The organism is Nocardia sp. NPDC005978 (genome assembly GCF_040614455.1).
GTDB lineage: Bacteria > Actinomycetota > Actinomycetes > Mycobacteriales > Mycobacteriaceae > Nocardia.
The window spans coordinates 50,189-72,306 of record NZ_JBEXUS010000028.1 but is presented as its reverse complement, the minus strand read 5'-3'; the positions used below and the strand labels follow the sequence as shown (position 1 = coordinate 72,306).

Here is a 22,118-nt window from a genome sequence, read left to right as displayed (position 1 = left end):
CATGCCCGACAACGAGTTCGGCTACACCGGCTGGGGCATGGACTGGGTGCGCCTGGCCGAGCCGCTGAAACAGACCAAACCCGAACCCCTGCTCCCCCGTGCGCGCAGCATCGCCCGCAACAACGGCGTACGGATCCTCATCGAGGGCAACCACGTTCAGGCGAACATCCACCGCGGCTCCGAAGCCTCGGTGACCTACCTGGAGGTGACGCCGCTGGACGGCCCCACGATCCGGGCGCTGGAGCAGGTGGTCCCGGCAACGGCCCTGACCCTGACCGACGAGCACCGCGCCGCCGTGGCCGCCCTCGGCATCGCCCTGACGCCCCGGTTGGCCCGCATCGACTGCTCGTGCCGGGCCCGCAACGACCGCTGCCTGCACTTCTTCGCCACCTGCTACGCGCTGGCCCGGCAGGTGGACGAGACCCCGTGGCTGGCCCTCGATCTCCAGGGCTACCGCAACGCCGCGCCCGGGGCGGCGGCCGACGAGAACCTGCCGCCCGCGCGCTGGACCCCGATCAACACCCTCGACCCGAAAACATTCTTCGAGTCGGTATCTACGTAGTCAGGCCCCCTATCCCAGGTTTTGGTGAAAGCCGCACTCGCGGAGTTCTTTTCGTGACAGAGTGGGCCCGCGATCGCGGCGGACGGGGGTGGAATCCGCACCGCCGCGATCCGGTCCATCACTTTCACCCGGGGAATCACATGACACTGCGACATCGCGCGCTGATGGCTGCCACGGCCGTCGGCGTGCTCACCGTTCTCACCGCCTGCGGCAGCGGATCGCCGGAGCGGAAGAGCGCCGCACCCACCACGACCGCCGCCCCCGCCGAAATGCGACTACCCACCACCACGGTCGCTCCCACCACGACGTCCGACGTCGTAACCCCGACCACCACAACGGTATTGGTCACAACGACGGTGCCCGTGGTCGCGCCCCCGGTAGTCCCGCAAACCCAGCCCGCCGCCGCACCGGCCCCCGCCGCACCGTCGGTGAGTTACAAGAACTGCGCCGCGGTCAAAGCCGCAGGCGCGGCGCCCTTGCGCCGCGGCGACCCGGGCTACAGCACCAGCCTGGACCGCGATGGTGACGGCATAGCCTGCGAGAAGTAGTTCCCCGGCATTCGGTTCGGGTAGCTGACCGAGTCCGGCACGCAATCGGAAACGGCCGATTGCCCGCCCGCGCGCAGCTCGCCCCAGGCGCCGACACCGGCCAGGCTTCGGTATGCCGCTGAGGTCCGAACTCCGTGCCGTCCGTGATGACCGGCGGCACCGCCTGATACGGATGCCGGTCTCGCGGACACGGCGAGCGATTCAAGGCATGGGCAGCGCGCCCGCAACCGGAACCGTTGGGTCCGAGTGGACCTCGGCATCTCCGGGGCCGAACCCGTTCGCCACGAAACCCGAACCGGCCGTCACCGACAGCGGGTGCAGACCCGGAACATCATTGGATCGAGTGGACTTCGGGACCTCGCAGGCGAGGTCGGACCGCTGCGGAGCCTGCCTCACGAACAGGGGCGGAGGCCGGCGGCGGACCTCGGTGGGATGGAGCGAACCTCGCGCCCGCAACCGGAACTCGCTCGCCGAAATCGGGGGCGACGGTCGCCGAAGTTCGGTGACGCGGAGCGGACTTCGTAGTCGGCGGGGGCTCGGCGGTCAGGGGCGGCGGGCGCGGAAGCGGAACATCGTCGGGTTGGAGCGGACCTCGACGTCGGTGAAGCCCGCGGACTTCAGGCGGGCGGGGAGGGTGGCCGGCGGGACGGGGACGCAGACGTCGCCGACGTGCATCAGGCGGAAGGGGAGGGTGTCGCGGCCGTCTATGCCGGCGAACACGCCGCCGGGGCGCAGGACCCGGAACGCCTCGGCGAAGAGGTCGTCCTGGCGGGCGGGGGTGGGGACGTGGTGGAACATCGTGAACGCCACCACGGCGCTGAAGTCGTTGTCCGGCAGGGGCATCGCGGTGCCGTCGCCGTCGATCACCGCCAGGCGGCCCGGGTGGCGTGCGCGCAGGCGGGCGGCCAGGGCGGCGTCGATCTCCAGGCCGGACAGGGCCGCGGTGCGGGTGCGCAGGGCCGCGATGTTGGCGCCGTAGCCGGGGCCGATCTCGAGGGTCCGGTCGCCGAGGTCCAGGCCGGACAGCGCCCACGGGACCAGGGTGGTGGTGCTGGCGCGCTCCCAGAGGGTGGAGCGGCAGCCCAGTTGATGGAAGTAGTTCATGCCCATGGCTCGACGGTAGGCACGCGACGCCGGAGGCACGAGCGGCTACGGTGACAAACTGTGTCGCCAAACGGTCAAGCGCCGGTCGTCGCCGCACCGGGGGGACCCACCGCCATGGTTTTCGGGGCGGGACGGCTGCCGCCCGGGCACTGGTTCGACGAGCACGAGCATCCGCAGCATCAGATTGCCTGGGCCGCACGGGGAGTCATCACCGTCGAGGTGGGTGCGGGGCGCTGGGTGCTGCCGCCGACGCGGGCACTGTGGATTCCGGGCGGCATCGCCCACCGCACCGGCACCTACGCAGGCGCGATGATTCGCGGGATCTACCTCGAGCCGGACCGCACCCCCGTGCGCTTCACCCGGCCCACGATGCTGCGGGTCACGCGGCTGCTGCGCGAGCTGTTCGACCATCTCACCTCGGGTACGGCCACCGCCGCCGAACGCGAACGCGCCGAAACCGTCATCTTCGACCTGCTCGAACCGGTCGAGGTGAGCCCGCTGGGCGCGCAACTGCCCGAGGATCCCCGCGCCCGGGCGGTCGCGGACGCCCTGATCGCCGATCCCGCCGATCCGCGCACGCTGACCGAACTGGCCGCCACCGTCGCGGTCGCCCCGCGCACCCTGGCCCGCGCGTTCCGCACCGACACCGGAGTCACCTTCGGCCACTGGCGAACCCGGATTCGCCTCGCCGCCTCGCTCCCCCTCCTGGCCGCCGACCTCCCGCTCGCGCGGATCGCGACCCGCGTCGGCTACGCCACCCCGAGCGCCTACGCGGCCGCGTTCCGCCGCGAGGTCGGCTGCACCCCGCGCGAATACTTCACGCGCTGAACGAGATCGCCCGGGCAACGAGCACGAACGCTCACCCCCGCACGGGTGTCGCGTCCGTGGCTCCGACCCGTACGGCGAAAGGTGTCGGTACCCCTCGCTACGGTCGGGGGATGGCCAATGCGCGGTACAGCTTCGACGGGGAGCTATGGGAGTGGGAGGGCAAGGCCTCGTGGCATTTCGTGAGCGTCCCGGAGGAGCTCGCCGATGAGATCGAGGCGCTGCACGGGCACAACGCCAACGGGTTCGGGTCGGTGAAGGTGCACGCGACCATCGGGGCGACCACCTGGACCACGTCCATGTTCCCGGACAAGAAACGCGCCACGTACATCCTGCCGGTGAAAAAGCCGGTCCGCGTCGCCGAGGATCTGGCCGCCGGCGAGGCGCTACACGTGGACATCGAGATCGCCGTGGGCTGAGCCCGCACCGAGCCGACGAGTTCGGGCGGCAGCGCGGAACCGGGCTCTGTACCGGGCGTCCGGCCGGGTCGGGGCACGGCGTCACGCACGAGGATCCGGCCGGCCGAGTGCCCGGCGGGCCCGCGGCGGGCGGACCGGTATGCGCCTGCCGCGAACCGTGTCGCGGCTACTGACGTCTCAGTGCGGCAATCCGCTCGACCAACTGGTCGGCGGTCGCCAGCGCGGTCGGCGGGCCGCCGCACTCGCGGCGCAGATCGCCGTGGATCACGCCGTGCGGCTTGCCGGTCCGGTGATGATGCATGGCCACCAGGCTGTTCAGCTCGCGCCGCAGCTCACCGAGTTTGTCGGCGGTGGCGGCCCGCTCGGCCGCGGCGACCCCGCCCGCACCGCCCGGCCGACCGGATTCGGCTGCCGCACTGCGCTCCTGGAGCTGGCGGGTCTGCCGGTCCTGCAGGAGGGTGCGCATCTGGTCGGCGTCCAGCAGCCCGGGAATCCCGAGGTAGTCGGCTTCCTCGTCACTGCCGGAGAAGGTGGCGGTGCCGAACGAGTCGCCGTCGTAGATGACCTGATCGAGCTCGGCGTCCGCGGCCAGCGCGACGAACTTCTTTTCCTCCTCGCCGGGCTCGTCCTTCTGCTTGTTGGCGTCGATGAGGAGCTCGTCCTCGAGCGAGTTGGCCTCGCGATGCGGCTTGCCGATGACGTGGTCGCGCTGCACCTCGAGCTGCGCGGCGAGGTCGAGCAGCACCGGCACCGAGGGCAGGAAGACGCTCGCTGTCTCCCCCGTTCTGCGTGCGCGCACGAACCGGCCGATGGCCTGTGCGAAATACAGCGGTGTCGACGCGCTGGTGGCGTACACGCCGACCGCCAGGCGCGGCACGTCCACGCCCTCGGACACCATGCGCACCGCGACCATCCACGGGTCGGTGCTGTTGCTGAATTCGCCGATCCGATCCGAGGAACCGGGATCGTCCGAGAGCACCACGGTCGGCTTGGTGCCCGAGATGTGTTCGAGCAGTTCGGCGTAATCGCGCGCCTTGTCCTGGTCGGTGGCGATGACCAGGCCGCCCGCGTCGGGCATGCCGGTGGCGCGCAGCTGGCGCAGCCGGGTATCGGCGGCCTGCAGCACCTTGGACATCCAGTCACCCGCCGGGTCCAGCGCGGTGCGCCACGCGCGCGCGGTGTGCTCGGGGCTCAGCGGCTCGCCCAGGCGGGCGGAGTACTCGTCGCCCGCGCTGTCCCGCCAGTGCGCTTCGCCGGAGTAGGCGAGGAACACCACGGGCCGCACCACGCCGTCGGCCAGCGCCTCGGAATACCCGTAGGTGTGATCCGCGCGCGACTTCTCGAAACCGGACTCGTCGGCCTCGTAGGTGATGAACGGAATCTTGGAGTCGTCGCTGCGGAACGGCGTGCCGGTGAGCGAGAGCCGCCGGGTGGCGTCGCCGAACGCCTCCTCGACCGCGTCACCCCAGCTCTTGGCATCGCCGGCGTGGTGCACCTCGTCCATGATGACCAGCGTGCGGCGGTTCTCGGTGCGCACGCGGTGCTTGAACGGATGCGAGGCCACCTGCGCGTAGGTGACGACCACACCGTGATAGTCCGCCGAGGTGGATCCGGTGGTGTTGGAGAAGTTGGAGTCCAGCTGCAGCCCGATGCGCTGCGCCGAGGCCGCCCACTGGTGTTTGAGGTGCTCGGTCGGCGCGATCACCGTCACCTGATCGACCGTGCGATCGGTGAGCAGCTCGGACGCCACGCGCAGCGCGAAGGTCGTCTTGCCGGCGCCGGGTGTGGCGACGGCGAGGAAATCGCGTGGCTTGCTCGTCAAATACTTGGTGAGAGCCCTGCGCTGCCATGCACGTAACGAACCGCCACCACCCGAAGTCACTCGGTAGAGAGTAGCGATCGGAACCGACACTCCACCAATCCGACACAGCACCGAGTAGTGCCGCACGACACATCATGGGTCCGCGCACATTCGAAACCCTGGTGGGAGATGCTGTAGCAACCATGAACGAGCACGAGAATCCCACGCAACACGCCGACGCCCCCGCGCCGGACGGGACGAGCGTGCGCGCGGCCACCCGCTGGGGTCGTGTTCGACAGCTCATCGCGCACGTCGCGGTGAAGGCGTGGAACGACTCGATCTTCGCGAAGTCGGCGGCCGCGGCGTTCTGGCAGACCCTGTCGCTGGCGCCGCTGCTGCTGGGCCTGCTCGGCAGCCTCGGCTACGTGGGGCACTGGTTCGGGCCGAACACCGTCGGCATCGTGGAATCGAAGATCATCACGTTCAGCCGCAACCTGTTCAGTCCGAGCGTGGTCGACGATCTCATCGCCCCGACCGTCACCGATGTGCTCAAACGCGGGCACAGCGGGGTCGTCTCGGTCGGTTTCGTGCTGTCGCTGTGGGCCGGGTCCTCGGCCATGGCGACCTTCGTGGACGCCATCACCGCCGCGCACGGGCAGGCCAACGCCCGGCATCCGGTCTGGCAGCGCATCTTCGCGCTGTGGCTGTACGTGCTGTTCCTGGTGGCCTCGGTATTGATCCTGCCGCTGGTGGCGCTGGGGCCCTCGCTCATCGGGCGGGTGCTGCCCTCGGGCTGGCGCGAGCCCGGTCTGCGGCTCATCGACTCGTTCTACTACCCGGGCGTGGGCCTGCTGCTCATCGCGGGACTGGCCGCCCTGTACAAACTCGCGCTGCATCGCACGCTGCCGTTCCATCGGCTGTTCGGCGGAGCGCTGGTGGCCGGTGTGTTCTTCATGACAGCCAGCGAAGGGCTGCGCAGATATCTGTCCTGGATCACCAGAACCGGGATCAGCTACGGCGCGCTCGCCACGCCGATCGCGTTCCTGCTCTTCACGTTCTTCCTCGGCTTCGCGGTCATCCTCGGCGCGGAATTCAACGCCAGCGTGCAGGAGTTCTGGCCCGCGCGGGCGACCCGTTCGACGCAGATCCGCCGGTGGTGGGCGGCGCGCAAGCGAAGACAGGAAGCCGAGAACGCGGATCCGGGGATGGTCGGCCCCGTTCCACCGCCGGTGCGAATCTCGAAGGACACCCGGCCCGAAGCGACCGACCCGCATGATCGCGCCGGCAGCGGCCGCCGCGACGGCGACGGCAGACTGTTCCCCTCGAGCAGTAGATGACCGCACGGGAAAGGGCGGCGGAGCGATTGCCCCACCACCCTCGTCTCAGGTCTGCGGATACCCGATCCGCGCGAACCTAGCGCTGCTGATGAGCGCGCTGGCGCTGCTCGTCGAGTTCGGCCTGAGCGCGCTCCTTCTCGGCCTCGGCCTCCTTCTTGGCCGCGTCCCGCTGGGACTGGGCCTTGTCCTGCTGGCTGCGACCTTCGTCGCGCAGTCCCTCGTTGCCGAAGACGGTGCCGGCGGCTTCCTTGGCCTTGCCCTTCACACCTTCGACGGCGCCTTCGAAACCTTCGCGGGGTCCACTCTTGTCATGTTCGGACATGGGATTCTTCCTCCCGATCGATTGACAGTGACATTCCGGACCTACCCGTGAGTTCGGGGCCGAAACAGAGCCTGGGACACCGAGATTCGCGTCACCCACACACGACGCGGGCAAACGAGCGCCCCACCCGTGACTCCCGCTGGGTAGGCTGAGCGCGCCGGTCCGGGATCCGTGTTCGCTCGAGCTGGGAGATTCGCGTGCCACCTACCGCCCGCACCACGAACAGCGCGTTCGACTCGCTCATCGCGCGAGCCGACGACTCCATGTGGATCGTCACCACGGTCGCCGACGGCGAACGCGCGGGCTGCCTGATGGGCTTCGGCACCCAGGTGAGCATCACCCCGCGCCGCTTCCTGGCCTGCCTGTCCAAGACCAACCACACCTACCGCGTGGCGCTGCGCGCCGACCACCTGGCGCTGCACCTACTCCCGGCCGACGGGTTGGCGCTGGCACAGCTGTTCGGTGCCGAAACCGGCACGGAAATCGACAAATTCGAGCACAGCGACTGGCAGCCGGGTCCGCACACGATGCCGATCCTGACGGCGGCCGCGGGCTGGTTCGCCGGAAAGATAGTGCAGACCAACGACTTCGGTGACCACGTCGGCTTTCTGATCGACCCCACCGCGGCACAGGCCGCGACCGGGGACGCACCGCCCCTGCGGTTTTCGGCGGTGGCCGGTCTGCGTCCCGGTCATCGGGCGTGACATCGGCCCGGATCAACACGTCGCCTCGTCGGTGAGTCGCCGTCGGCGTCGACGGTGTGCGGTCCCCGGGTCGCGCAGTCATCGCCTTCGGGTGGCTCACGAGCGCTGCTGGTCGGATATTCTCCGGATACCCGCCGGTCTCGGGATCAATCCTCCACCTCGATCCCGTGCCGGTCGCCGCTCGGGCATACCCGCCGCCCGGCGTGCTCAGTCGCGGGCGAACAGCGAATCGGCGTAGTCCGCGTCGGCGGAACGCCCACGGCCCGAACGGCTTCCGACGTAGGCCCATTCGCGGATCGTGGCCAGGGCGCGGGGCAGCAGTTCGACACCGGCCGGGCGGTTGCGGATCGGGTCGAAGTAGGTGGGCGCGGCGCCGACCTCGAGTTCGCTGACCACCAGGTGCGCCAGCGTGCGGGACGGGCCGCTGCGCGAGGTGGCGGTCAGTTCGAATCCGGTGCCGCCGTCGCTGACTCCGGAGTTGAAATCGGAGAGATCGGCGGTGTCGGGCTGCGGGGCGGCGGGCCGGGCGCCCAGCCAGAGCGCGGGACCGTCCTCGAACCGGTACGGCATGAGGCTGCCGTAGTTGGCGGATTTCCAGCCGCGCACGGGCAGCGGCAGCAGCCGGGTGGCCGCGCTCGTTCCGGTGGTGGCCAGGGTCAGATCCCACGGCCGGTCGTCCCGGTCCAGCACGCGCAGCGCCAGCCCGAGCACGTCCGGGAGACCGCCCGGCAGCCCGGTGCCCTTGGAGATCCGCACCGCGGCGGGGCGTTCGGTGGTGCCGAGCAGCTTCACGAACTGTGGATCCACCGCGTGCACCATGCCGGCCAGGGGGACGCCGGTCGGATGGAACACCCGCCCGCGCCGCACGCGGGCCACCACCGTGAAGATGCCGGAAACGGTGTTGTCGATCAAGCCCACTATGTCCTCCAGACCGGGGTTTCTCCCTTTCGGTCGGCAATACCCCGGCGAACGCCCCCGAATCGCGGCCGCGAACGCGCTGCTCACCACATTTCCACGCCCTGACCGGGCGTGTGTATTCGCCCGAGAACCGGGCAAACCTCCCTCGGCAGGTTCCACTCCCCGATTCTCGAAGGAGTCGTCATGGCCGACGAAAGTGTGTATCGCGTTCAGTTCGTCCCGAACTGCCCCGCCGCGGGCGACGCCTTCGGCGACCGCCTCCGCGAGCTGGGCGGCATGCTCGTCTACGGCCTCTACCCGAGCTCGGTGGTGGTCTCGCTGACCGCGCCCGCCGCCGCGGAACTCGCCGAGCTGGCCCTGGTGGATCGGGTGGAGAGCGTGACCGGCGAGTACGCCGTGTCCTGACCGGGTCCGGGCGAGCAGCCCCGCGGCACAGCGTTCCCCGAGTGAACTGGAGTGAGCGGTGAAATTCGGATACACCCTGATGACCGAGCAGAGCGGCCCGCGCGAGCTGGTCCGCTACGCGGTCGCCGCCGAAGCGGCCGGTTTCGACTTCCTGGTCAGCAGCGACCACTATTCGCCGTGGCTGGCCGAGCAGGGCCACGCCCCGCACGCCTGGACCATGCTCGGCGCGGTGGCGCAGGCGACCCGCGATATCCCGTTCATGACCTACGTGACCTGCCCGACCATGCGTTATCACCCGGCCGTGGTCGCACAGCAGGCCGCGACCCTGCAGATTCTGGCCGAGGGCAGGTTCACCCTGGGGCTGGGCAGCGGGGAGAGCCTCAACGAACACGTGATCGGCACGGGCTGGCCGGGCCTCGAGGAACGCCAGGATCGGCTGGCCGAAGCGATCGGCATCATTCGCGCACTGCATTCGGGCGAGACGGTGGATACGCACGGGCGGTGGTACCGGATCGACGCTGCCAAAATCTGGGACCTGCCGCCGCAGCCGGTCCCGATCGCCGTCGCGGTGTCCGGTGCGCGATCGGTGCGCCGGTTCGCGCCCCTGGCCGACGAGATGGTCAGCACCAGCCCGGAAGCCGAAATCGTCCGATCCTGGCGCGCGGCACGCGATTCCGCCGCACCGTCCCGGGTAACGGGTCAGCTCCCCATCAGCTGGGACAGCGACCGCGACCGGGCGATACGCCGGGCCCACGAACAGTTCCGCTGGTCCACCGGCAGCTGGGACGTGAACGCGAATCTACCGACCCCCGCGGGATTCGCGGCGGCGACCGAGTTCGTCCGGCCCGAGGACGTCGCCGGCGCCATCGCATGCGGACCCGATCTCGACGCCATCGTGCGAGCGGTGCGTCCCTTCGCGGACGCGGGTTTCACCGATCTCGCCCTGGTTCAGGTGGGCGACGAGGAGCAGGATCGCTTCCTCGCCGAGGTGGCCGGACCGCTGCTGGCGAAACTGCGTGCCGCCGAAGGCATTTCCTGAACGACCGTCAGGGCGTCCGAGGTATGCGTTCGTGCAGCGTGAGCAGCAGGTGATCGAAGGCCGCCACGGTGACCGGGGACTCCGCCGGTACGTCGGGTAGTTCGAGAATCAGCTGCTCGGCCAGTACGCGGAGCTTCACGTTGGCCTCCTGGGAGCGCCAGGCCAGCACGCTGAACGCCTGTTCGGCGCTGATGCGGTACATGCGCATGAGCACGCCCTTGGCCTGTTCGATCACCGCGCGCGCCTCCACCAGTTCCGGAAGCCGTTCGTCGACCGCGACCCGCTCGGCCGAGGCCAGGGTTTCGCTGAGGTCGATGTAGAAACCGCTCGTGCCCACCGAGACCCCGGCATCGCCGAAGATGTGGTCGGACACGACCATCACCGTGTGCTGCTGCCCGGTGGTGTCCAGAAAGCGGTGCCTGCTCGAGAACGGCAGACCCTGCTCGATGGAGCGCGCGATGGAGGCGGCCACCAGCTCGCGGTCTTCCGGATGTTTGTGCGCCAGCAGCAGTTCGGTGGTCGGCTCGACCTCGCCCGGTGCGTATCCGTGCATGCGGTACAGCTCCGGCGACCATTCCCAGCGCTGGGAGGCGAACCAGAATCGGAAGCTCCCCGTCATCGCCCCGGTTCGCAGGCGCGATACCTCCGGTGAAGGCACACCCGCGACCACCACCGCGGGGTCCACGTGCGGGATCGAGAGGTGCGGGTGCCGCTCGCGCGTCATCGATGATCCTCCTGTCCTGATGACGTCGTTTATGGTTCGCATTGCATAGAATATCTATGCCAGTAGGTACAGATTTCTTTTAGCATTTGTGCGATAAAGTCGCAAGACCACCGCAGAGAGTTTCTCTCGACCGCCGAGGAGGATTGCCCGTGCCCGATCCCGGGGCGCCCCTACCGGACCCACACCTGCCCGACGCCGCACGCGGCGTCTACGGCATCTCCGTCGCCGCCGAGCTGGCGGGCATCAGCGTGCAGACCCTGCGCCTGTACGAGCAGCACGGCCTGCTCACCCCCGCCCGCAGCGCCGGCGGCACCCGCCGCTTCAGCGGCGACGACCTGGCCCGCCTGCGCCGCATCACCGACCTGACCGACCAGGGCGTGAACCTCGCCGCCATCGCGCGCATCCTCGACCTGGAAGACTCCAACGCCGATCTCACAGCGGACAATCTGCGGCTGGAAGGCGACAACCAGCGCCTGCGCGACCAGTCCTGACCCGCCCGCGGCCCGCTAGTCGACGGGGCGGCGGCGCTTGCGGTGGCTGGTGTCGCAGAGCGGGTAGATGGCCGAGCGGCGGCACAGGCACAGGGCGACTACGACGCGGTCGCAGTGGATGACTCGGCCATCGACGGTCACCAGCTCCAGCGGACCCTCCACCAGGGCGGGCCCGTCCACGGTGTAAGTGACTGTACGGCGGTCACTTTCGGGGTCGGTCGGCACGGATGACCACCAATTCCTCGACGTTCTGGCCGGGCCGGATGAGACCGCGATCAACCAGCCATCCCGCCCTTCTACGTAGTACCGGCCCGAACGGAACGCTCGCACGCGCGACCGTCGCGGCCTTCAGACCGGTATCCCGCAACCGCGTCAGCGTCGTGTCGACGCCGCACAGCGCGGAGTGGACCAGCAGGAATGTTCCTGTCTCGGAAAGCATCTCGGGCATCATGCGGCACAGCGAGTCGATGGCGGAGCGGCCGTCCGAGCCGGCGTCCCAACTGCGGGCCGCGCCGCGCGGCGGCTCCTGACCCGAGCAGGGCAGATAGGGCGGATTCGACACCACCACGTCGAAGCGGCGTCCGCGCAGCGCGGATCGGAAGTCGCCGCGGACCAGTTCCACGTCGAGCCCGCGCAGGCGGCTGTTGAGCCATGCCGAGGTCAGCGCCCCGCGCGAGATGTCGACGGCCGTGATGGCGGCCTCGGGAATCCGCGCGGCCGCGATGGCCAAGGCCCCGGTGCCGGTGCACACGTCGAGCACTCGGCTGCGCGGTGGGATTCCCGCTCCGGCCAGCGCACCGGCGAGTAGGTCGGTGTCGGCCTGCGGGCGGTACACGCCGGGCGTCCGCATCAACATCACGAATGTCGAATAGCCCGGAATTCGCGGTGTACACCGGAGACGGCCATCGATAATTCCTCGCGACCCTCGAATTCCAGGGAATCGAGCAACGACGTGCGGTCCGCGCGCCAGCACTCCAATACGTGTTCGGCGAAACGATTTTCGAGCAGTTCGGTGGCGCGAATTCCGAAGACGATGGATTCGCTCAGCTCCGGCTCCCGCTCCAGCAGATCACCGATGACGTCACGGCGCATGAGCTGTTCGTGCACCGCGTCGGCCTCCACGTGCTCGCGATAGAAGGCGACGCACGCGACGTCGGCCTCGAGTCGTTCGAGCACGTCGACCATGCGGCGCGAGGCCGGCGAAGACGTGATTTCGACCGACGCGAAATGCCCGACCCCGGCGCCGCGCAGCGCGCGATGCAAGCCGAACAGCGACATCATGTTGACCAGCGCGAGCATGGGCGCGGGTACCACGTCCAGGTAGCGCAGATAGCCCGGGTCCAGGCCTGCGCCCGCGAGCAGATCGGCGTATAGCCGCTGGTGAATCCGTTCACCGCGACCGCCGCCGAATTCGTCGAATTCGACCGCCACCAGTGCCGCCTTGGCCCTCCCACGCAGGCGCGGGATCAGCCACGCGTACGGATCGGCCTCCTGGTGGTGCAGGATCGACCGGTGTACGAAGTATTCGCGCACGTGCCGAGGTTCGCCGTCGTCCCGCAGGAAAGCGCCCACACCCGCATTCTCATCGGGCACGACCAGGAGTTCGTCGAGTTCATGCGCGACATCGGTGCCGGCAACGGTATCGGCTCGCAATGCCGCGAGAAATACTCGTTCCAGTTCCGCGCGCGCCCCGAGCAGCCCCGGATCCCATTCCCATGCCGGATCCACACCTGCGAACGCGTCGTAATGCAGCCCGTAGCAGGTATGCAGCGCCAGGTGCAGATCACGCCCGTACGGATCAGCTCCGGGGAGCGATATCGACACCGGCGATCCGACCGTCGTCCCGAGCGCGTCGATCACCCGGGACGACAGTTCGCCGCACGGTTGCGGAAGCACACGTCGAGCGATGGTGGTGGGCATGAGCAACTCCTTCGCAGCGAATAGGCGCTACTTCCCGCCTACCCACCGCGGGCCGATCCACTCGGCCCGCGGTCCGCGAACCCGGTCGCGCCTCGGGGTCGGTCCGAGTTTCGGATCGGCGATCGCGCACGAGATCGCGACGGGCCCGAAAGAGCCGCGGAGCAGACCGGGGCCGACGCACAGGACCACTCCCGGATGGCGACCGCGCGCGGGCAGGACCCCGAAGGCAGGACCGTTCCGACGACGTCGGCCGCCGTGGCCGACCTCACAATCAACGCCCGATGGAAGGTCGGCCGGGGTGGGTCGAGCAAGATGGTCGTGCGAATTGTCTGAGTGCGAGGAGAAATCGATAGTGGAACGCATCGGCGTGATCGGCGGCGGCACCATGGGTGCCGGTATCGCCGAGGTGGCTGCCCGTAACGGCAGCTCGGTCCTGGTTCTCGAACGCGACACCGAGGCGGCCGACGCCGCCGTGACGCGCATCGAGAAGTCCCTGGCGCGGGCGGTGAAGTCCGGCCGGCTCGAGCAGGCCGACGCCGACGCCGCCCGGGCGCGGATCACCCTCACCACCGCCATCGACGACTTCGCGGACCGCGAGCTGGTCATCGAGGCCGCCCCGGAGATCGAGTCGCTCAAGGCCGACTTCTTCACCAAGCTCGACGCCATCGTCTCCCCCGAGACCATTCTGGCCACCAACACCTCCTCGATCCCGGTGATCCGGCTGGCCAACGCCACCGCCAACCCGGCCCGCGTGGTGGGCGTGCACTTCTTCAACCCGGTGCCGGTGCTGCCGCTGGTGGAGATCGTGGTGACCCTCAAGACCGACCGCGAGGTCGTGGACAAGGTCACCGCCTACGCCCGCGACGTGCTGGGCAAGCGCACCATCGAGTCGAAGGACCAGGCGGGCTTCATCGTCAACGCCCTGCTGATCCCGTACCTGTGCAGCGCGATCCGGATGTTCGAGACCGGCTTCGCCTCCGCCGAGGACATCGACGAGGGCATGGTCAGCGGCTGCGCTCACCCCATGGGCCCGCTGCGCCTGTGCGACACGGTCGGTTTGGATGTCACCCTCGCCGTCGCCGAGTCCCTCCACGCCGAGTTCGGCGAGCCCCAGTACGCGCCGCCGGTGCTGCTGCGCCGGATGGTCGACGCCGGCTACCTCGGTCGCAAGACCGGCCGGGGTTTCTACACCTACTGAGTGCGCGATACACGCGGCGCCCGAAGCGATTCGGGCGCCGCGTGCGTTCCGGGGCGGCGACGGCCGGCTCGGTCGATGACCGCGACCGTTCGGCCGGCGTGCGGGCGACCGAGAACGGTCCAGCCGATCTGCCCCGGCTACGCTGGCTAATCCTGGAATCCGGTGGCCGCCGGGCCCCGCGCCGCATCCGCAGCGGCCAGCCGCGACCACGGTGCCAGCAGGAGTTCGCAGGCTCGGTCGATGTCCGCGACCGCTTGGCCGGGGTCCAAGCGGCCGGCGACGGTCCAGGTGAGAATGCCGTACACGCACTGTTCGAGCAGCCGCGCCAGGCGATGATCCTCCGCGGACGGCGCGACGATCCCCGCCGCGGCGAGAATGCGCGCGGGCATGATCTGGTCGGCTTCGGGAGCCACTGTGCCGGAGGATTTCCCGGACGGGTCCTGGGCGGCGCTCCCATCCTGCGCACGGATCGCGTTGACGGACAACAGCATCGCGCGCGCGAGCAGTGGATGGCGCAGTAGCTCCCCGACGGTCCGGCGCAGGAAGTCCGCCGCTCCCTTGATCGGGTCCTCCGGAACCGTTGCGACGGAGGGCAGTTCCCGAACCGCGTCGTCGAGTACCGCCGCGAACAGGTGATGCTTGGACGGGTAGTAGCGGTAGAGCGTCCCGAGGGCCACGCCGGCGGACTGGGCGACCTCGCTCATCTGAACGCGTTCCAGCCCGTGCCGCGCGCCGATGCGCGCGGCCGCGACCAGAATCGCCCGCTGCCGCTCGAGCTGCCGGGCGGTGGAGACGCGCCCGACCGCGCGGTCCTGTGAAATTCGGGGCACTGGCCCACCTCCGCTCGAAAACTAGAATTCACTCTAGCTTTTCGGCGCGGAAGTTTGTAGAACGGGAGGTGTCATATTTCGATCCCGGTCCCGAGGGAGCCACGATGAACGGTCTCGACCCGCTCCGATACGGGCCGTGGTCCGTGGTCATCGGCGGATCCGAAGGTGTGGGGCGCTCGCTGGCGCTGGAGCTGGCACGGGCGGGTATCTCCCCGCTGCTGGTCGCCCGGCGGGCCGAGCCACTCGAGGCGACCGCCGCGGAGTGCCGCGCGCACGGCGTCGAGGTACGCACCCTCGCGATCGATCTGACCGCCCCCGGCGCGGTACGCGAGATCACCGCGGCGGCTTCGGATCTGGAGGTCGGCCTGCTGATCCTCAACGCGGGCGCGAACACCCACGGCGCACCGTTCGTGGACGGCGATCTGGACGCTTTCCAGCGGGTCATCGACCTGAACATCACCGCGCCGCTCGGGTTGATCCATCACTTCGGCAGCGCGATGAAAACCCGTGGGCGGGGCGGAATTCTGATGGCCGGATCGCTGGCCGGGTATCTGGGGTCCCAGCATCACACCGTGTACGGCGGGGTGAAGGCGTTCGGGCGGATATTCGCCGAAAGCCTGTGGCTCGAACTGAGCGAATTCGGGGTCGATGTCCTGGACCTGGTGCTCGGCGTCACGCGAACACCGGCGATGGAACGAGCCGGCCTGAACTTCGATGTACCGGGCCTGCCGGTATCCGAGCCGGATGATGTTGCACGCGAAGGACTTTCACGGCTGGCGCACGGTCCCGTGCATATCGTTTCCGGAAACGAGGCCGGGGCGCGGGCACGCAACGATCCCGATCGGGCGGCCGCGGTGCTGCGCGCCGACCGCGGGATGCGACGGCTCATGGGACTGCCCGAACGGGTGGCGCGATGACCGCACGACCCGAACCGCCGAAACCCGCCGTCGCGGGCCCTACCGAGGAAGGAACTCCGATGCTCGAAGAACGGCTCGCCGCCCTGGAATCCCGGCTGTCGCGGGTGGAGGACGAGCTGGCCATCACCCGGCTGATCGCCGCGTACGGGCCGCTGGTCGATGCCGGTGCAGCGCGGGCGGTCGCCGAATTGTGGACCGAGGACGGCGAATACGACGTCGAAGGCTGGCATATGCGCGACCGGAGCCAGATACACGCGATGGTCGAGTCCCCCGCGCACCAGTCGCTCATAGCGGCCGGCTCGGCGCATTTCCTCGGTCCGGTGCACGTCACGGTGCACGGCGACGCCGCCGAGGCGGTGTGTGAATCACTGCTGGTCCGGCATCGGGACGGCCGCTTCTCGGTGTGGCGGGCGGGTGCGAACCACTTCCGGTTGGCCAGGACCACCAGCGGCTGGCGAATCGATCGGCGGGTGACCCGCGCGCTCGACGGCTCCGAACACGCCAGAGGCCTGCTGCGCGCGACGGCCGACGGCGCAGCCGAGGAGCCGGCTACCGCGCCGTGAGCCGAGCAAGGGTCCGCGGGACGTGTCCGGCCCGGGACCCGGGGGCACCGCGTGCGGCGAGCTAGTCCTTCTTCATCATTTCGTAGACCTTCTTGCAGTCCGGGCACACCGGGGAGCCGGGCTTGGCCGAGCGCGTCACCGGAAAGACCTCGCCGCAGAGGGCCACGACGTGGGTGCCCATGACCGCGCTTTCAGCGATCTTGTTCTTCTTCACATAGTGGAAGACCTTGGGCGTGTCGTCGGAGGTCGTCTCGTCGGTGGTCGTATCCGGCCGGACCAGGGTGTCTGTGCTCACCCCGTCCATGATGCCAGCCCCGCGCCCGCGCTTCACCTCTACCACCGTCATGTGCATTCGGCGAGCCGGAGTGCAAGACTCGAGGTTATGCAGCGTGACGGCGATTCTCAGGCCGAGGCCGGCGGCGGCGAGCGCCCCGAGGCCGAAATTCTCCCCGCCGGGTCGATTCCGATGCCGGAGCGGAAATCGCAGGGTTTCTTCACCGGTGAGAAGGACCACCCGGCGCTGATCACCGAGGCCGCGACCTCGCTCGAGCAGCAGCATCGCAATCGCGTCCGGCGCTACATGATGATCATGGCCTTCCGGATCCCATGCCTGGTCGGCGCGGCGATCGCCTACACCCTGTGGGAGAACTGGGTCATCTCGCTGCTGATCATCGGCGTCTCGATTCCGCTGCCGTGGATCGCCGTGCTGATCGCCAACGACCGGCCGCCGCGCACCAAGGAGGAGCCGAGCCGCTGGGACGGCCGGCGCGAGGACCAGGCCGCCCTGGAAGCCCGCTCGCACCGCACCATCGAATCCTGACCGGACGGCCCCGGACCCTCAGACCGCCGCCGGGGCACGCCGGATACTCAGCGACAGGACCGCCGCCAGCGCGCACAGCCCGCCCGCGATGTACCAGGCCAGGGTGTAGCTGCCCTGCACGTCACGGATCACGCCCGCACCGAACGCCGCGATCGCCGCACCCACCTGGTGCGAGGCGAAGATCCAGCCGAACGCCACGGGCCCGTCGTCGCCGAAGTGCGCGCGGCACAGCGCCACGGTGGGCGGCACGGTCGCGATCCAGTCCAGCCCGTAGAAGATCACGAACGCCCACATGCTCGGCTCCACGTCGGGCGCGAACAGCGCGGGCAGGATCAGCAGCGACAGCCCGCGCAGCGAGTAGTACGCGACCAGCAGGTAGCGCGAATCCACGCGGTCGGTGAACCATCCCGAGGCGATGGTCCCCGCGACATCGAACACCCCGATGAGCGCGAGCAGCCCGGCCGCCGTGGTGGCGGGCATGCCGTGATCGTGGGCGGCGCTGACGAAATGCGTGCCGATGAGCCCGTTGGTCGACATCCCGCAGATGGCGAAACCACCTGCCAGCAGCCAGAATACGGGCTTGCGCACGATGGTTCCGAGCACGGTGAGCGCGCGCAGCGCACCGCCGGGCGCGGGATTGCGGACCCCCACCGTGCTGCCGGGCTCGGCCCCGTACGCGGTCACGCCCATATCGCCGGGATAGTCGCGGATGAAGAACCACACCAGCGGCACCACCGCCAGCGCCAGCCCCGCCACCACCAGGGACGGTGCGCGCCAGCCGTGATCGTTGGCCAGCGCCGCGACCAGCGGCAGGAACACCAGCTGCCCCGCCGCCCCCGCCGCGGTGAGCACGCCGGTGACCAGCCCGCGCTGTTTGACGAACCAGCGCCCGGTGATGGTCGCCACGAACGGCATGGACATCGACCCGACGCCGACCCCGACCAGCAGCCCCCAGGTCACCATGAGCTGCCACGCCTGGGTCATGAACACCGTCAGCCCCGCGCCCGCCGCCACCAGCACCAGCGCGCAGGCCACCACCCGGCGGATCCCGAACCGATCCATCAGGGCGGCGGCGAACGGCGAGATGAGTCCGTACAGCAGCACATTCACCGAGACCGCGGCCCCGATCGTGCCGTGCGACCAGCCGAACTCGTCGTGCAGCGGGGCCATGAGCACCCCGGGCACCGAGCGGAACGCGGCGGCACCGACCAGCGCGACGAAGGCGACGGCGGCCACGATCCACGCCGGATGCAGACCGCCGCGCGAACGGGCCGCGGTGTTCGAGACGCGAGTGCTGATCCCGGCTCGCGTGCCCGCCGGTGCGGCGACCTCCCCCGTCTCGGCGACCGCCGCCGGCCGCCCCGGGCCCGGCCGCGTCGCCGCGCTCGCCCCGGTCGAGGCCGCGGGTTCTCTGTTCGTCGCGTCCGGCACGCCGTCGAGTGCTGTTGCCCCGAGCACCGATTCGAGGGCCGGGTCGTCTCGCAGTTCGCTCACCGGTCGAGCCTGACCGATATGCGGCTCGCGCACGAGTGGCCTGAATGACACAATGCATCGATATCCGGCCAACACCGCGAGAGGAGGCCGCCGTGGCCACACCACACCTGGTGGCCGTGCTGGCGCTGGAGCCGATCGTCGGCTTCGACATGACCATCCCGCCGCTGATCCTCGGCGCCGCCCGGGACGAGGCGGGCGACCCGCTCTACGACGTGCACGTGTGCGGATTGAGCACGGACGCCGTGCTTTCCACCAACGGCTACGCGATCGTGCCCGAGTTCGGCCCCGAGCTCCTGGCCCGCGCGGACACCGTGATCGTGCCCGGCACCCGGATAGCGGGGCCCCGCACCCAGGGCCTGCTGGACCCCGGCCTCGCCGCGGCCCTGGACACCATCCGGCCCGGCGCGCGCATCGTCTCCATCTGCACCGGCGCGTTCGTGCTCGGCGCGGCCGGGCTGCTGGACGGCAGGCGCGCCACCACCCACTGGAAGTTCGCCGAGATGTTCCGCTCCCTCTATCCCCGGGTCCATCTCGATGAGAACCTGTTGTTCGTGCAGGACGAGAACATCTGGACCGCAGCGGGTTTGGCGGCCGGTATCGACCTGTGCCTGCACCTGATCCGCACCGACCACGGCAGCGCCGTGGCCAATCACGCCGCCCGGTACTGCGTGGTCCCGCCGTGGCGCGAGGGCGGGCAGTCCCAGTTCATCGAACGCCAGGTCCCCGAGCCCGGCGTGGACGGCACCGCCCCGACCCGCCTGTGGGCGCTGCACCACCTCGATCACGACCTGGACCTGGCCACCCTGGCCGCGCACGCCCATATGAGCGTGCGGACCTTCACCCGACGGTTCAAGGCCGAGACCGGCATGGCGCCCGGGGCCTGGGTGCTGCAGCAGCGCCTCCGTCATGCCCGCCACCTGCTGGAGAGCACCGATCTGGCCATCGACGAGGTGGCCCGCGGCGCGGGCATGGGCACGGCGGCCGTGCTGCGGCACCACATGCGCGCCGAACTCGGCGTGCCGCCGCTGGCCTACCGCAAGACATTTCGCGAACACTGGGAGACCGCATGACAATTCGCTGGATCTGGGCCTTCCTGGACCGGCCCGCCGCGCAATTCGATGAATGCGCGCGATTCTGGACCGCGGTCACCGATACTCGCCTCTCGCCCGCGCGTGGCGAGAATTCCGAATTCGTCACGCTGCTACCGGATTCCGGGTCGCCGACGGTCAAGATGCAGGCGGTGGCGAGCGGGCCGCGCGTGCACATGGACCTCGATGTGGACGACGTCCGGGCCGCGGCCGGGCGCGCGGTGACGCTGGGCGCGAGCGTGGTGCTCGAGCACCCGGTCTACACGGTGCTGCGATCCCCGCACGGCATGATCTTCTGTTTCACCCCCGCGCAGCGCGAACCGGGCGAACGGTCCCCCGCGACCGCAGGCCCCGGCGGGGAGATCAGCCGCCTGGATCAGATCTGCCTCGACATCGGGCCGTCCGATCACGCGGACGAGGTGCGGTTCTGGACCGAATTGACCGGCTGGACAATGCATTCGAGCACGCTGCCGGAGTATTCGCGACTGCGGCCGGATTCGGCGCTGCCGATCGGCTTGCTCCTGCAGCGCCTCGGCACGGACCGGCCGACCTCGGCGCACGTCGATCTGGCCTGCACCGACATCGAGGCCACCGCCGCCTGGCATCAGCGGCTGGGCGCGACCCGGGTGGAGCACGGCAAAAGCTGGATCGTCATGGCGGATCCCGCCGGTCAGCCCTACTGCCTGACCGGCCGGGAACCGTCCTGATTCAGTTGGGGCCGGGCAGCCGCCGCTGCTCGGCCGGCGCCGAATTCGCCAGCACCTCCAGATCATTGAGGAAACGCTCGATGCTCTCGGACCTGGCCTGCGGAGCGCCCGCGTGTTCGCGCACCTTCTCCTCGGTCAGCGCGAGCATGGCGGCCGACAGGTCCGCCTCCAGATCCCGCATGAGCTGCCTGCGGAACTGCAGGATCTGATCACGGCCCTGCCTGCGCACCCGCTCGACCTCCGCCGCGGCGGCCTGGCGCATCTGCCCGATGATGCGGTCGGCGTCCGCGCGGGCGTCCGCGCGCATCCGCTCGAGTTCGGCCTGGGCCTCGGTGACGGCGCTGTCGTAGGCCGATTTGGCCTCCACCAGCCGATCCGCGGCGTTCTCGCTCTCCTCGAGCTGCCGCGCGATGGTGTCCTGCGCCTTGTTCATGATCCGGCGCACCGGCGGGACAACGTATTTCATCATGAACCAGACGATGACGCCGAAGCCGAACAGCTGGCTGAAGAAGACGGGCCAGTCGAACTTGATGTGATAGATGCCCCCGGCGGCGAGCACCCCCGTGCTGAGGATCATGACGACCCCCGTCCTCTCTGGTTTCCGGCACTGGTTCTGGGTCGCTGTGCCAGGCCGAGCATGCGTTCGGCCAGGTCCTGTGCCAGCGGTTCCACTGCTTCACGGAGTTCCGCGGAGACCTGGTCGGCCTCGGCGCGCAGGTGCGCCGTGGACTCCGCGACGATGTGATCGGCTTCCCGCTGTGCCGCGTCGCGGAGTTCCTCGAGAATCGCCCGGCCTTCGGCTCGCGCCTGATTGCGGATGTCGGCCGCCTCGGCGCGGGCGGCCGCCAGCGCCGTGTCGTAGCGGGCCTTGGCCTCGGCGAACGTCTCGTTGGCCGATTTGCTGATCGCCGCGGTCTCCTCGACCCGTGCCTCCCGCTCCCCCAGCACCTTTCGGATCGGCGGGACGACGAAGAACCAGATGACCCCGAGCACGATCAGAAAGATCGCCAACTCGACGAAGAAGGTGCCATTGGGGATCAGGAAGTTCCCGGCGGCCACCACATCCGTTCGCGGAGACATGATCCCGGCCTACTGACCGGGTGTAGCGAATACGAACAATGCCATGAACGCTAGGTTGATGAAGTAGGCGGCTTCGACCAGGCCGACGGTGAGGAAGAAGTTGCCGCGCAAACGGCCTTCCGCCTCGGGCTGGCGGGTGACGCCGTTGATCAGTGCGGCGCCGGCGAGACCATCGCCGATGCCCGCACCGACGGCGCCGCCCGCCAGGATGATGCCACCGCCGATGAGCGCGCCCTGGACGATTGAGGGGTCTGCTGCCATTGTTCACTTCCTTTTGAGAAATATCACCGGACGGCGGTGCC

Annotated in this window: 29 protein-coding genes; 15 read left to right on the top strand and 14 right to left on the bottom strand. The window is 69.5% G+C overall.

Features of this window, described 5'->3' with window-relative positions; genetic code table 11:
- The first annotated feature begins 1 nt into the window (after position 1).
- A complete protein-coding gene (locus tag ABZ319_RS15580) occupies positions 2-562 on the top strand; it encodes a hypothetical protein (RefSeq protein ID WP_354987068.1) in 561 nt (186 codons plus the stop codon).
- Positions 563-702: 140 nt separating this feature from the next.
- On the top strand, positions 703-1,110 hold the full coding sequence (locus ABZ319_RS15575; RefSeq protein ID WP_354987067.1) for an excalibur calcium-binding domain-containing protein: 408 nt from the start codon (positions 703-705) through the stop codon (positions 1,108-1,110).
- Between the two features lie 543 nt (positions 1,111-1,653).
- Here the strand turns inward: ABZ319_RS15575 and ABZ319_RS15570 are convergent.
- Positions 1,654-2,220, bottom strand: coding sequence for a class I SAM-dependent methyltransferase (locus tag ABZ319_RS15570; RefSeq protein WP_354987066.1), 567 nt, complete (start codon positions 2,218-2,220; stop codon positions 1,654-1,656).
- Between the two features lie 54 nt (positions 2,221-2,274).
- Between ABZ319_RS15570 and ABZ319_RS15565 the strand changes: the two genes are divergently transcribed.
- Together ABZ319_RS15565 and ABZ319_RS15560 are read left to right on the top strand one after the other, a co-directional pair.
- Entirely contained in the window at positions 2,275-3,042 is a 768-nt protein-coding gene (locus tag ABZ319_RS15565) for a helix-turn-helix transcriptional regulator (RefSeq protein ID WP_354987065.1), read from the top strand.
- Between the two features lie 110 nt (positions 3,043-3,152).
- On the top strand, positions 3,153-3,458 hold the full coding sequence (locus tag ABZ319_RS15560; RefSeq protein WP_354987064.1) for a DUF1905 domain-containing protein: 306 nt from the start codon (positions 3,153-3,155) through the stop codon (positions 3,456-3,458).
- 166 nt (positions 3,459-3,624) lie between these two features.
- On the opposite strand, the gene ABZ319_RS15555 is transcribed toward ABZ319_RS15560, so the two are convergent.
- On the bottom strand, positions 3,625-5,340 hold the full coding sequence (locus ABZ319_RS15555) for a DEAD/DEAH box helicase (protein ID WP_354987063.1): 1,716 nt from the start codon (positions 5,338-5,340) through the stop codon (positions 3,625-3,627).
- Between the two features lie 122 nt (positions 5,341-5,462).
- On the opposite strand from ABZ319_RS15555, the gene ABZ319_RS15550 reads away from it, so the two are divergent.
- A complete protein-coding gene (locus ABZ319_RS15550) occupies positions 5,463-6,596 on the top strand; it encodes a YhjD/YihY/BrkB family envelope integrity protein (protein WP_354987062.1) in 1,134 nt (377 codons plus the stop codon).
- Positions 6,597-6,672: 76 nt separating this feature from the next.
- Here ABZ319_RS15550 and ABZ319_RS15545 read toward each other — a convergent pair whose 3' ends face one another.
- On the bottom strand, positions 6,673-6,918 hold the full coding sequence (locus ABZ319_RS15545) for a CsbD family protein (protein ID WP_354987061.1): 246 nt from the start codon (positions 6,916-6,918) through the stop codon (positions 6,673-6,675).
- Between the two features lie 197 nt (positions 6,919-7,115).
- Here ABZ319_RS15545 and ABZ319_RS15540 point away from each other — a divergent pair, with 197 nt between their 5' ends.
- Positions 7,116-7,622, top strand: coding sequence for a flavin reductase family protein (locus ABZ319_RS15540; RefSeq protein ID WP_354987060.1), 507 nt, complete (start codon positions 7,116-7,118; stop codon positions 7,620-7,622).
- Positions 7,623-7,829: 207 nt separating this feature from the next.
- Here the strand turns inward: ABZ319_RS15540 and ABZ319_RS15535 are convergent, their stop codons facing one another.
- Complete coding sequence (locus ABZ319_RS15535) at positions 7,830-8,534, bottom strand: phosphodiesterase (RefSeq protein WP_354987059.1); 705 nt, start codon at positions 8,532-8,534, stop codon at positions 7,830-7,832.
- A gap of 189 nt (positions 8,535-8,723) precedes the next feature.
- On the opposite strand from ABZ319_RS15535, the gene ABZ319_RS15530 reads away from it, so the two are divergent.
- On the top strand, positions 8,724-8,945 hold the full coding sequence (locus ABZ319_RS15530; RefSeq protein WP_354987058.1) for a hypothetical protein: 222 nt from the start codon (positions 8,724-8,726) through the stop codon (positions 8,943-8,945).
- Positions 8,946-9,003: 58 nt separating this feature from the next.
- A complete protein-coding gene (locus ABZ319_RS15525) occupies positions 9,004-9,984 on the top strand; it encodes a TIGR03557 family F420-dependent LLM class oxidoreductase (protein WP_354987057.1) in 981 nt (326 codons plus the stop codon).
- 7 nt (positions 9,985-9,991) lie between these two features.
- Here the strand turns inward: ABZ319_RS15525 and ABZ319_RS15520 are convergent, their stop codons facing one another.
- The gene (locus ABZ319_RS15520; RefSeq protein ID WP_354987056.1) at positions 9,992-10,708 is read right to left on the bottom strand and encodes a PAS and ANTAR domain-containing protein; all 717 of its coding nucleotides are present in this window, start codon (positions 10,706-10,708) and stop codon (positions 9,992-9,994) included.
- 149 nt (positions 10,709-10,857) lie between these two features.
- Between ABZ319_RS15520 and ABZ319_RS15515 the strand changes: the two genes are divergently transcribed.
- On the top strand, positions 10,858-11,199 hold the full coding sequence (locus tag ABZ319_RS15515) for a MerR family transcriptional regulator (RefSeq protein WP_354987055.1): 342 nt from the start codon (positions 10,858-10,860) through the stop codon (positions 11,197-11,199).
- Between the two features lie 15 nt (positions 11,200-11,214).
- On the opposite strand, the gene ABZ319_RS15510 is transcribed toward ABZ319_RS15515, so the two are convergent.
- The 3 genes from ABZ319_RS15510 to ABZ319_RS15500 are packed head-to-tail and all read right to left on the bottom strand — an operon-like array spanning position 11,215 to position 13,119.
- Positions 11,215-11,379: a CDGSH iron-sulfur domain-containing protein gene (locus ABZ319_RS15510; RefSeq protein WP_354987054.1), complete on the bottom strand. Its 165-nt coding sequence runs from the start codon at positions 11,377-11,379 to the stop codon at positions 11,215-11,217.
- Between the two features lie 22 nt (positions 11,380-11,401).
- Complete coding sequence (locus tag ABZ319_RS15505) at positions 11,402-12,055, bottom strand: HemK2/MTQ2 family protein methyltransferase (RefSeq protein WP_354987086.1); 654 nt, start codon at positions 12,053-12,055, stop codon at positions 11,402-11,404.
- Positions 12,055-13,119, bottom strand: coding sequence for an iron-containing redox enzyme family protein (locus tag ABZ319_RS15500; RefSeq protein ID WP_354987053.1), 1,065 nt, complete (start codon positions 13,117-13,119; stop codon positions 12,055-12,057). Before ABZ319_RS15500 ends, ABZ319_RS15505 begins: the two co-directional genes overlap by 1 nt.
- 352 nt (positions 13,120-13,471) lie before the next feature.
- Between ABZ319_RS15500 and ABZ319_RS15495 the strand changes: the two genes are divergently transcribed.
- Positions 13,472-14,317 carry a 3-hydroxybutyryl-CoA dehydrogenase gene (locus tag ABZ319_RS15495; protein ID WP_354987052.1) on the top strand — a complete coding sequence of 282 codons (846 nt, stop codon included), beginning with the start codon at positions 13,472-13,474 and terminating at the stop codon, positions 14,315-14,317.
- Positions 14,318-14,463: 146 nt separating this feature from the next.
- Here the strand turns inward: ABZ319_RS15495 and ABZ319_RS15490 are convergent, their stop codons facing one another.
- A complete protein-coding gene (locus ABZ319_RS15490) occupies positions 14,464-15,147 on the bottom strand; it encodes a TetR family transcriptional regulator (protein WP_354987051.1) in 684 nt (227 codons plus the stop codon).
- Positions 15,148-15,251: 104 nt separating this feature from the next.
- Between ABZ319_RS15490 and ABZ319_RS15485 the strand changes: the two genes are divergently transcribed.
- A complete protein-coding gene (locus ABZ319_RS15485) occupies positions 15,252-16,064 on the top strand; it encodes an SDR family NAD(P)-dependent oxidoreductase (RefSeq protein WP_354987050.1) in 813 nt (270 codons plus the stop codon).
- 59 nt (positions 16,065-16,123) lie between these two features.
- Positions 16,124-16,627, top strand: coding sequence for a nuclear transport factor 2 family protein (locus ABZ319_RS15480; RefSeq protein WP_354987049.1), 504 nt, complete (start codon positions 16,124-16,126; stop codon positions 16,625-16,627).
- A gap of 61 nt (positions 16,628-16,688) precedes the next feature.
- Here ABZ319_RS15480 and ABZ319_RS15475 read toward each other — a convergent pair whose 3' ends face one another.
- Complete coding sequence (locus ABZ319_RS15475) at positions 16,689-16,922, bottom strand: DUF3039 domain-containing protein (protein ID WP_354987048.1); 234 nt, start codon at positions 16,920-16,922, stop codon at positions 16,689-16,691.
- Between the two features lie 171 nt (positions 16,923-17,093).
- On the opposite strand from ABZ319_RS15475, the gene ABZ319_RS15470 reads away from it, so the two are divergent.
- On the top strand, positions 17,094-17,447 hold the full coding sequence (locus ABZ319_RS15470; protein WP_354987085.1) for a DUF3099 domain-containing protein: 354 nt from the start codon (positions 17,094-17,096) through the stop codon (positions 17,445-17,447).
- A gap of 18 nt (positions 17,448-17,465) precedes the next feature.
- Here the strand turns inward: ABZ319_RS15470 and ABZ319_RS15465 are convergent, their stop codons facing one another.
- A complete protein-coding gene (locus tag ABZ319_RS15465; protein ID WP_354987084.1) occupies positions 17,466-18,746 on the bottom strand; it encodes an MFS transporter in 1,281 nt (426 codons plus the stop codon).
- A 344-nt stretch (positions 18,747-19,090) separates the two neighbouring features.
- On the opposite strand from ABZ319_RS15465, the gene ABZ319_RS15460 reads away from it, so the two are divergent.
- Together ABZ319_RS15460 and ABZ319_RS15455 are read left to right on the top strand one after the other, a co-directional pair.
- Positions 19,091-20,011: a helix-turn-helix domain-containing protein gene (locus tag ABZ319_RS15460; RefSeq protein WP_354987083.1), complete on the top strand. Its 921-nt coding sequence runs from the start codon at positions 19,091-19,093 to the stop codon at positions 20,009-20,011.
- Positions 20,008-20,736, top strand: a complete 729-nt coding sequence (locus ABZ319_RS15455; protein WP_354987047.1) for a VOC family protein — start codon at positions 20,008-20,010, stop codon at positions 20,734-20,736. Before ABZ319_RS15460 ends, ABZ319_RS15455 begins: the two co-directional genes overlap by 4 nt.
- Before the next feature lies 1 nt (position 20,737).
- Here the strand turns inward: ABZ319_RS15455 and ABZ319_RS15450 are convergent, their stop codons facing one another.
- From ABZ319_RS15450 to ABZ319_RS15440, 3 genes are read right to left on the bottom strand one after another with little or no spacing between them, the layout of a single operon-like run.
- Positions 20,738-21,313 carry a hypothetical protein gene (locus ABZ319_RS15450; protein WP_354987046.1) on the bottom strand — a complete coding sequence of 192 codons (576 nt, stop codon included), beginning with the start codon at positions 21,311-21,313 and terminating at the stop codon, positions 20,738-20,740.
- The gene (locus tag ABZ319_RS15445; protein ID WP_354987045.1) at positions 21,310-21,816 is read right to left on the bottom strand and encodes a F0F1 ATP synthase subunit B; all 507 of its coding nucleotides are present in this window, start codon (positions 21,814-21,816) and stop codon (positions 21,310-21,312) included. Before ABZ319_RS15445 ends, ABZ319_RS15450 begins: the two co-directional genes overlap by 4 nt.
- 9 nt (positions 21,817-21,825) lie before the next feature.
- The gene (locus ABZ319_RS15440) at positions 21,826-22,077 is read right to left on the bottom strand and encodes a F0F1 ATP synthase subunit C (RefSeq protein ID WP_354987044.1); all 252 of its coding nucleotides are present in this window, start codon (positions 22,075-22,077) and stop codon (positions 21,826-21,828) included.
- Positions 22,078-22,118: the final 41 nt, after the last annotated feature.

Excerpts from the sequence above, each read along its gene's own strand:
- ABZ319_RS15470 (WP_354987085.1), top strand. The coding sequence starts at position 17,094 with ATGCCGGAGCGGAAATCGCAGGGTTTCTTCACCGGTGAGAAGGACCAC.
- ABZ319_RS15560 (WP_354987064.1), top strand. The coding sequence starts at position 3,153 with ATGGCCAATGCGCGGTACAGCTTCGACGGGGAGCTATGGGAGTGGGAG.
- ABZ319_RS15440 (WP_354987044.1), bottom strand. The coding sequence starts at position 22,077 with ATGGCAGCAGACCCCTCAATCGTCCAGGGCGCGCTCATCGGCGGTGGC.
- ABZ319_RS15500 (WP_354987053.1), bottom strand. The coding sequence starts at position 13,119 with ATGCCCACCACCATCGCTCGACGTGTGCTTCCGCAACCGTGCGGCGAA.
- ABZ319_RS15550 (WP_354987062.1), top strand. The coding sequence starts at position 5,463 with ATGAACGAGCACGAGAATCCCACGCAACACGCCGACGCCCCCGCGCCG.
- ABZ319_RS15485 (WP_354987050.1), top strand. The coding sequence starts at position 15,252 with ATGAACGGTCTCGACCCGCTCCGATACGGGCCGTGGTCCGTGGTCATC.
- ABZ319_RS15455 (WP_354987047.1), top strand. The coding sequence starts at position 20,008 with ATGACAATTCGCTGGATCTGGGCCTTCCTGGACCGGCCCGCCGCGCAA.
- ABZ319_RS15580 (WP_354987068.1), top strand. The coding sequence starts at position 2 with ATGCCCGACAACGAGTTCGGCTACACCGGCTGGGGCATGGACTGGGTG.
- ABZ319_RS15530 (WP_354987058.1), top strand. The coding sequence starts at position 8,724 with ATGGCCGACGAAAGTGTGTATCGCGTTCAGTTCGTCCCGAACTGCCCC.
- ABZ319_RS15445 (WP_354987045.1), bottom strand. The coding sequence starts at position 21,816 with ATGTCTCCGCGAACGGATGTGGTGGCCGCCGGGAACTTCCTGATCCCC.
- ABZ319_RS15450 (WP_354987046.1), bottom strand. The coding sequence starts at position 21,313 with ATGATCCTCAGCACGGGGGTGCTCGCCGCCGGGGGCATCTATCACATC.
- ABZ319_RS15570 (WP_354987066.1), bottom strand. The coding sequence starts at position 2,220 with ATGGGCATGAACTACTTCCATCAACTGGGCTGCCGCTCCACCCTCTGG.
- ABZ319_RS15520 (WP_354987056.1), bottom strand. The coding sequence starts at position 10,708 with ATGACGCGCGAGCGGCACCCGCACCTCTCGATCCCGCACGTGGACCCC.
- ABZ319_RS15545 (WP_354987061.1), bottom strand. The coding sequence starts at position 6,918 with ATGTCCGAACATGACAAGAGTGGACCCCGCGAAGGTTTCGAAGGCGCC.
- ABZ319_RS15460 (WP_354987083.1), top strand. The coding sequence starts at position 19,091 with ATGACCATCCCGCCGCTGATCCTCGGCGCCGCCCGGGACGAGGCGGGC.
- ABZ319_RS15480 (WP_354987049.1), top strand. The coding sequence starts at position 16,124 with ATGCTCGAAGAACGGCTCGCCGCCCTGGAATCCCGGCTGTCGCGGGTG.
- ABZ319_RS15575 (WP_354987067.1), top strand. The coding sequence starts at position 703 with ATGACACTGCGACATCGCGCGCTGATGGCTGCCACGGCCGTCGGCGTG.
- ABZ319_RS15505 (WP_354987086.1), bottom strand. The coding sequence starts at position 12,055 with ATGTTGATGCGGACGCCCGGCGTGTACCGCCCGCAGGCCGACACCGAC.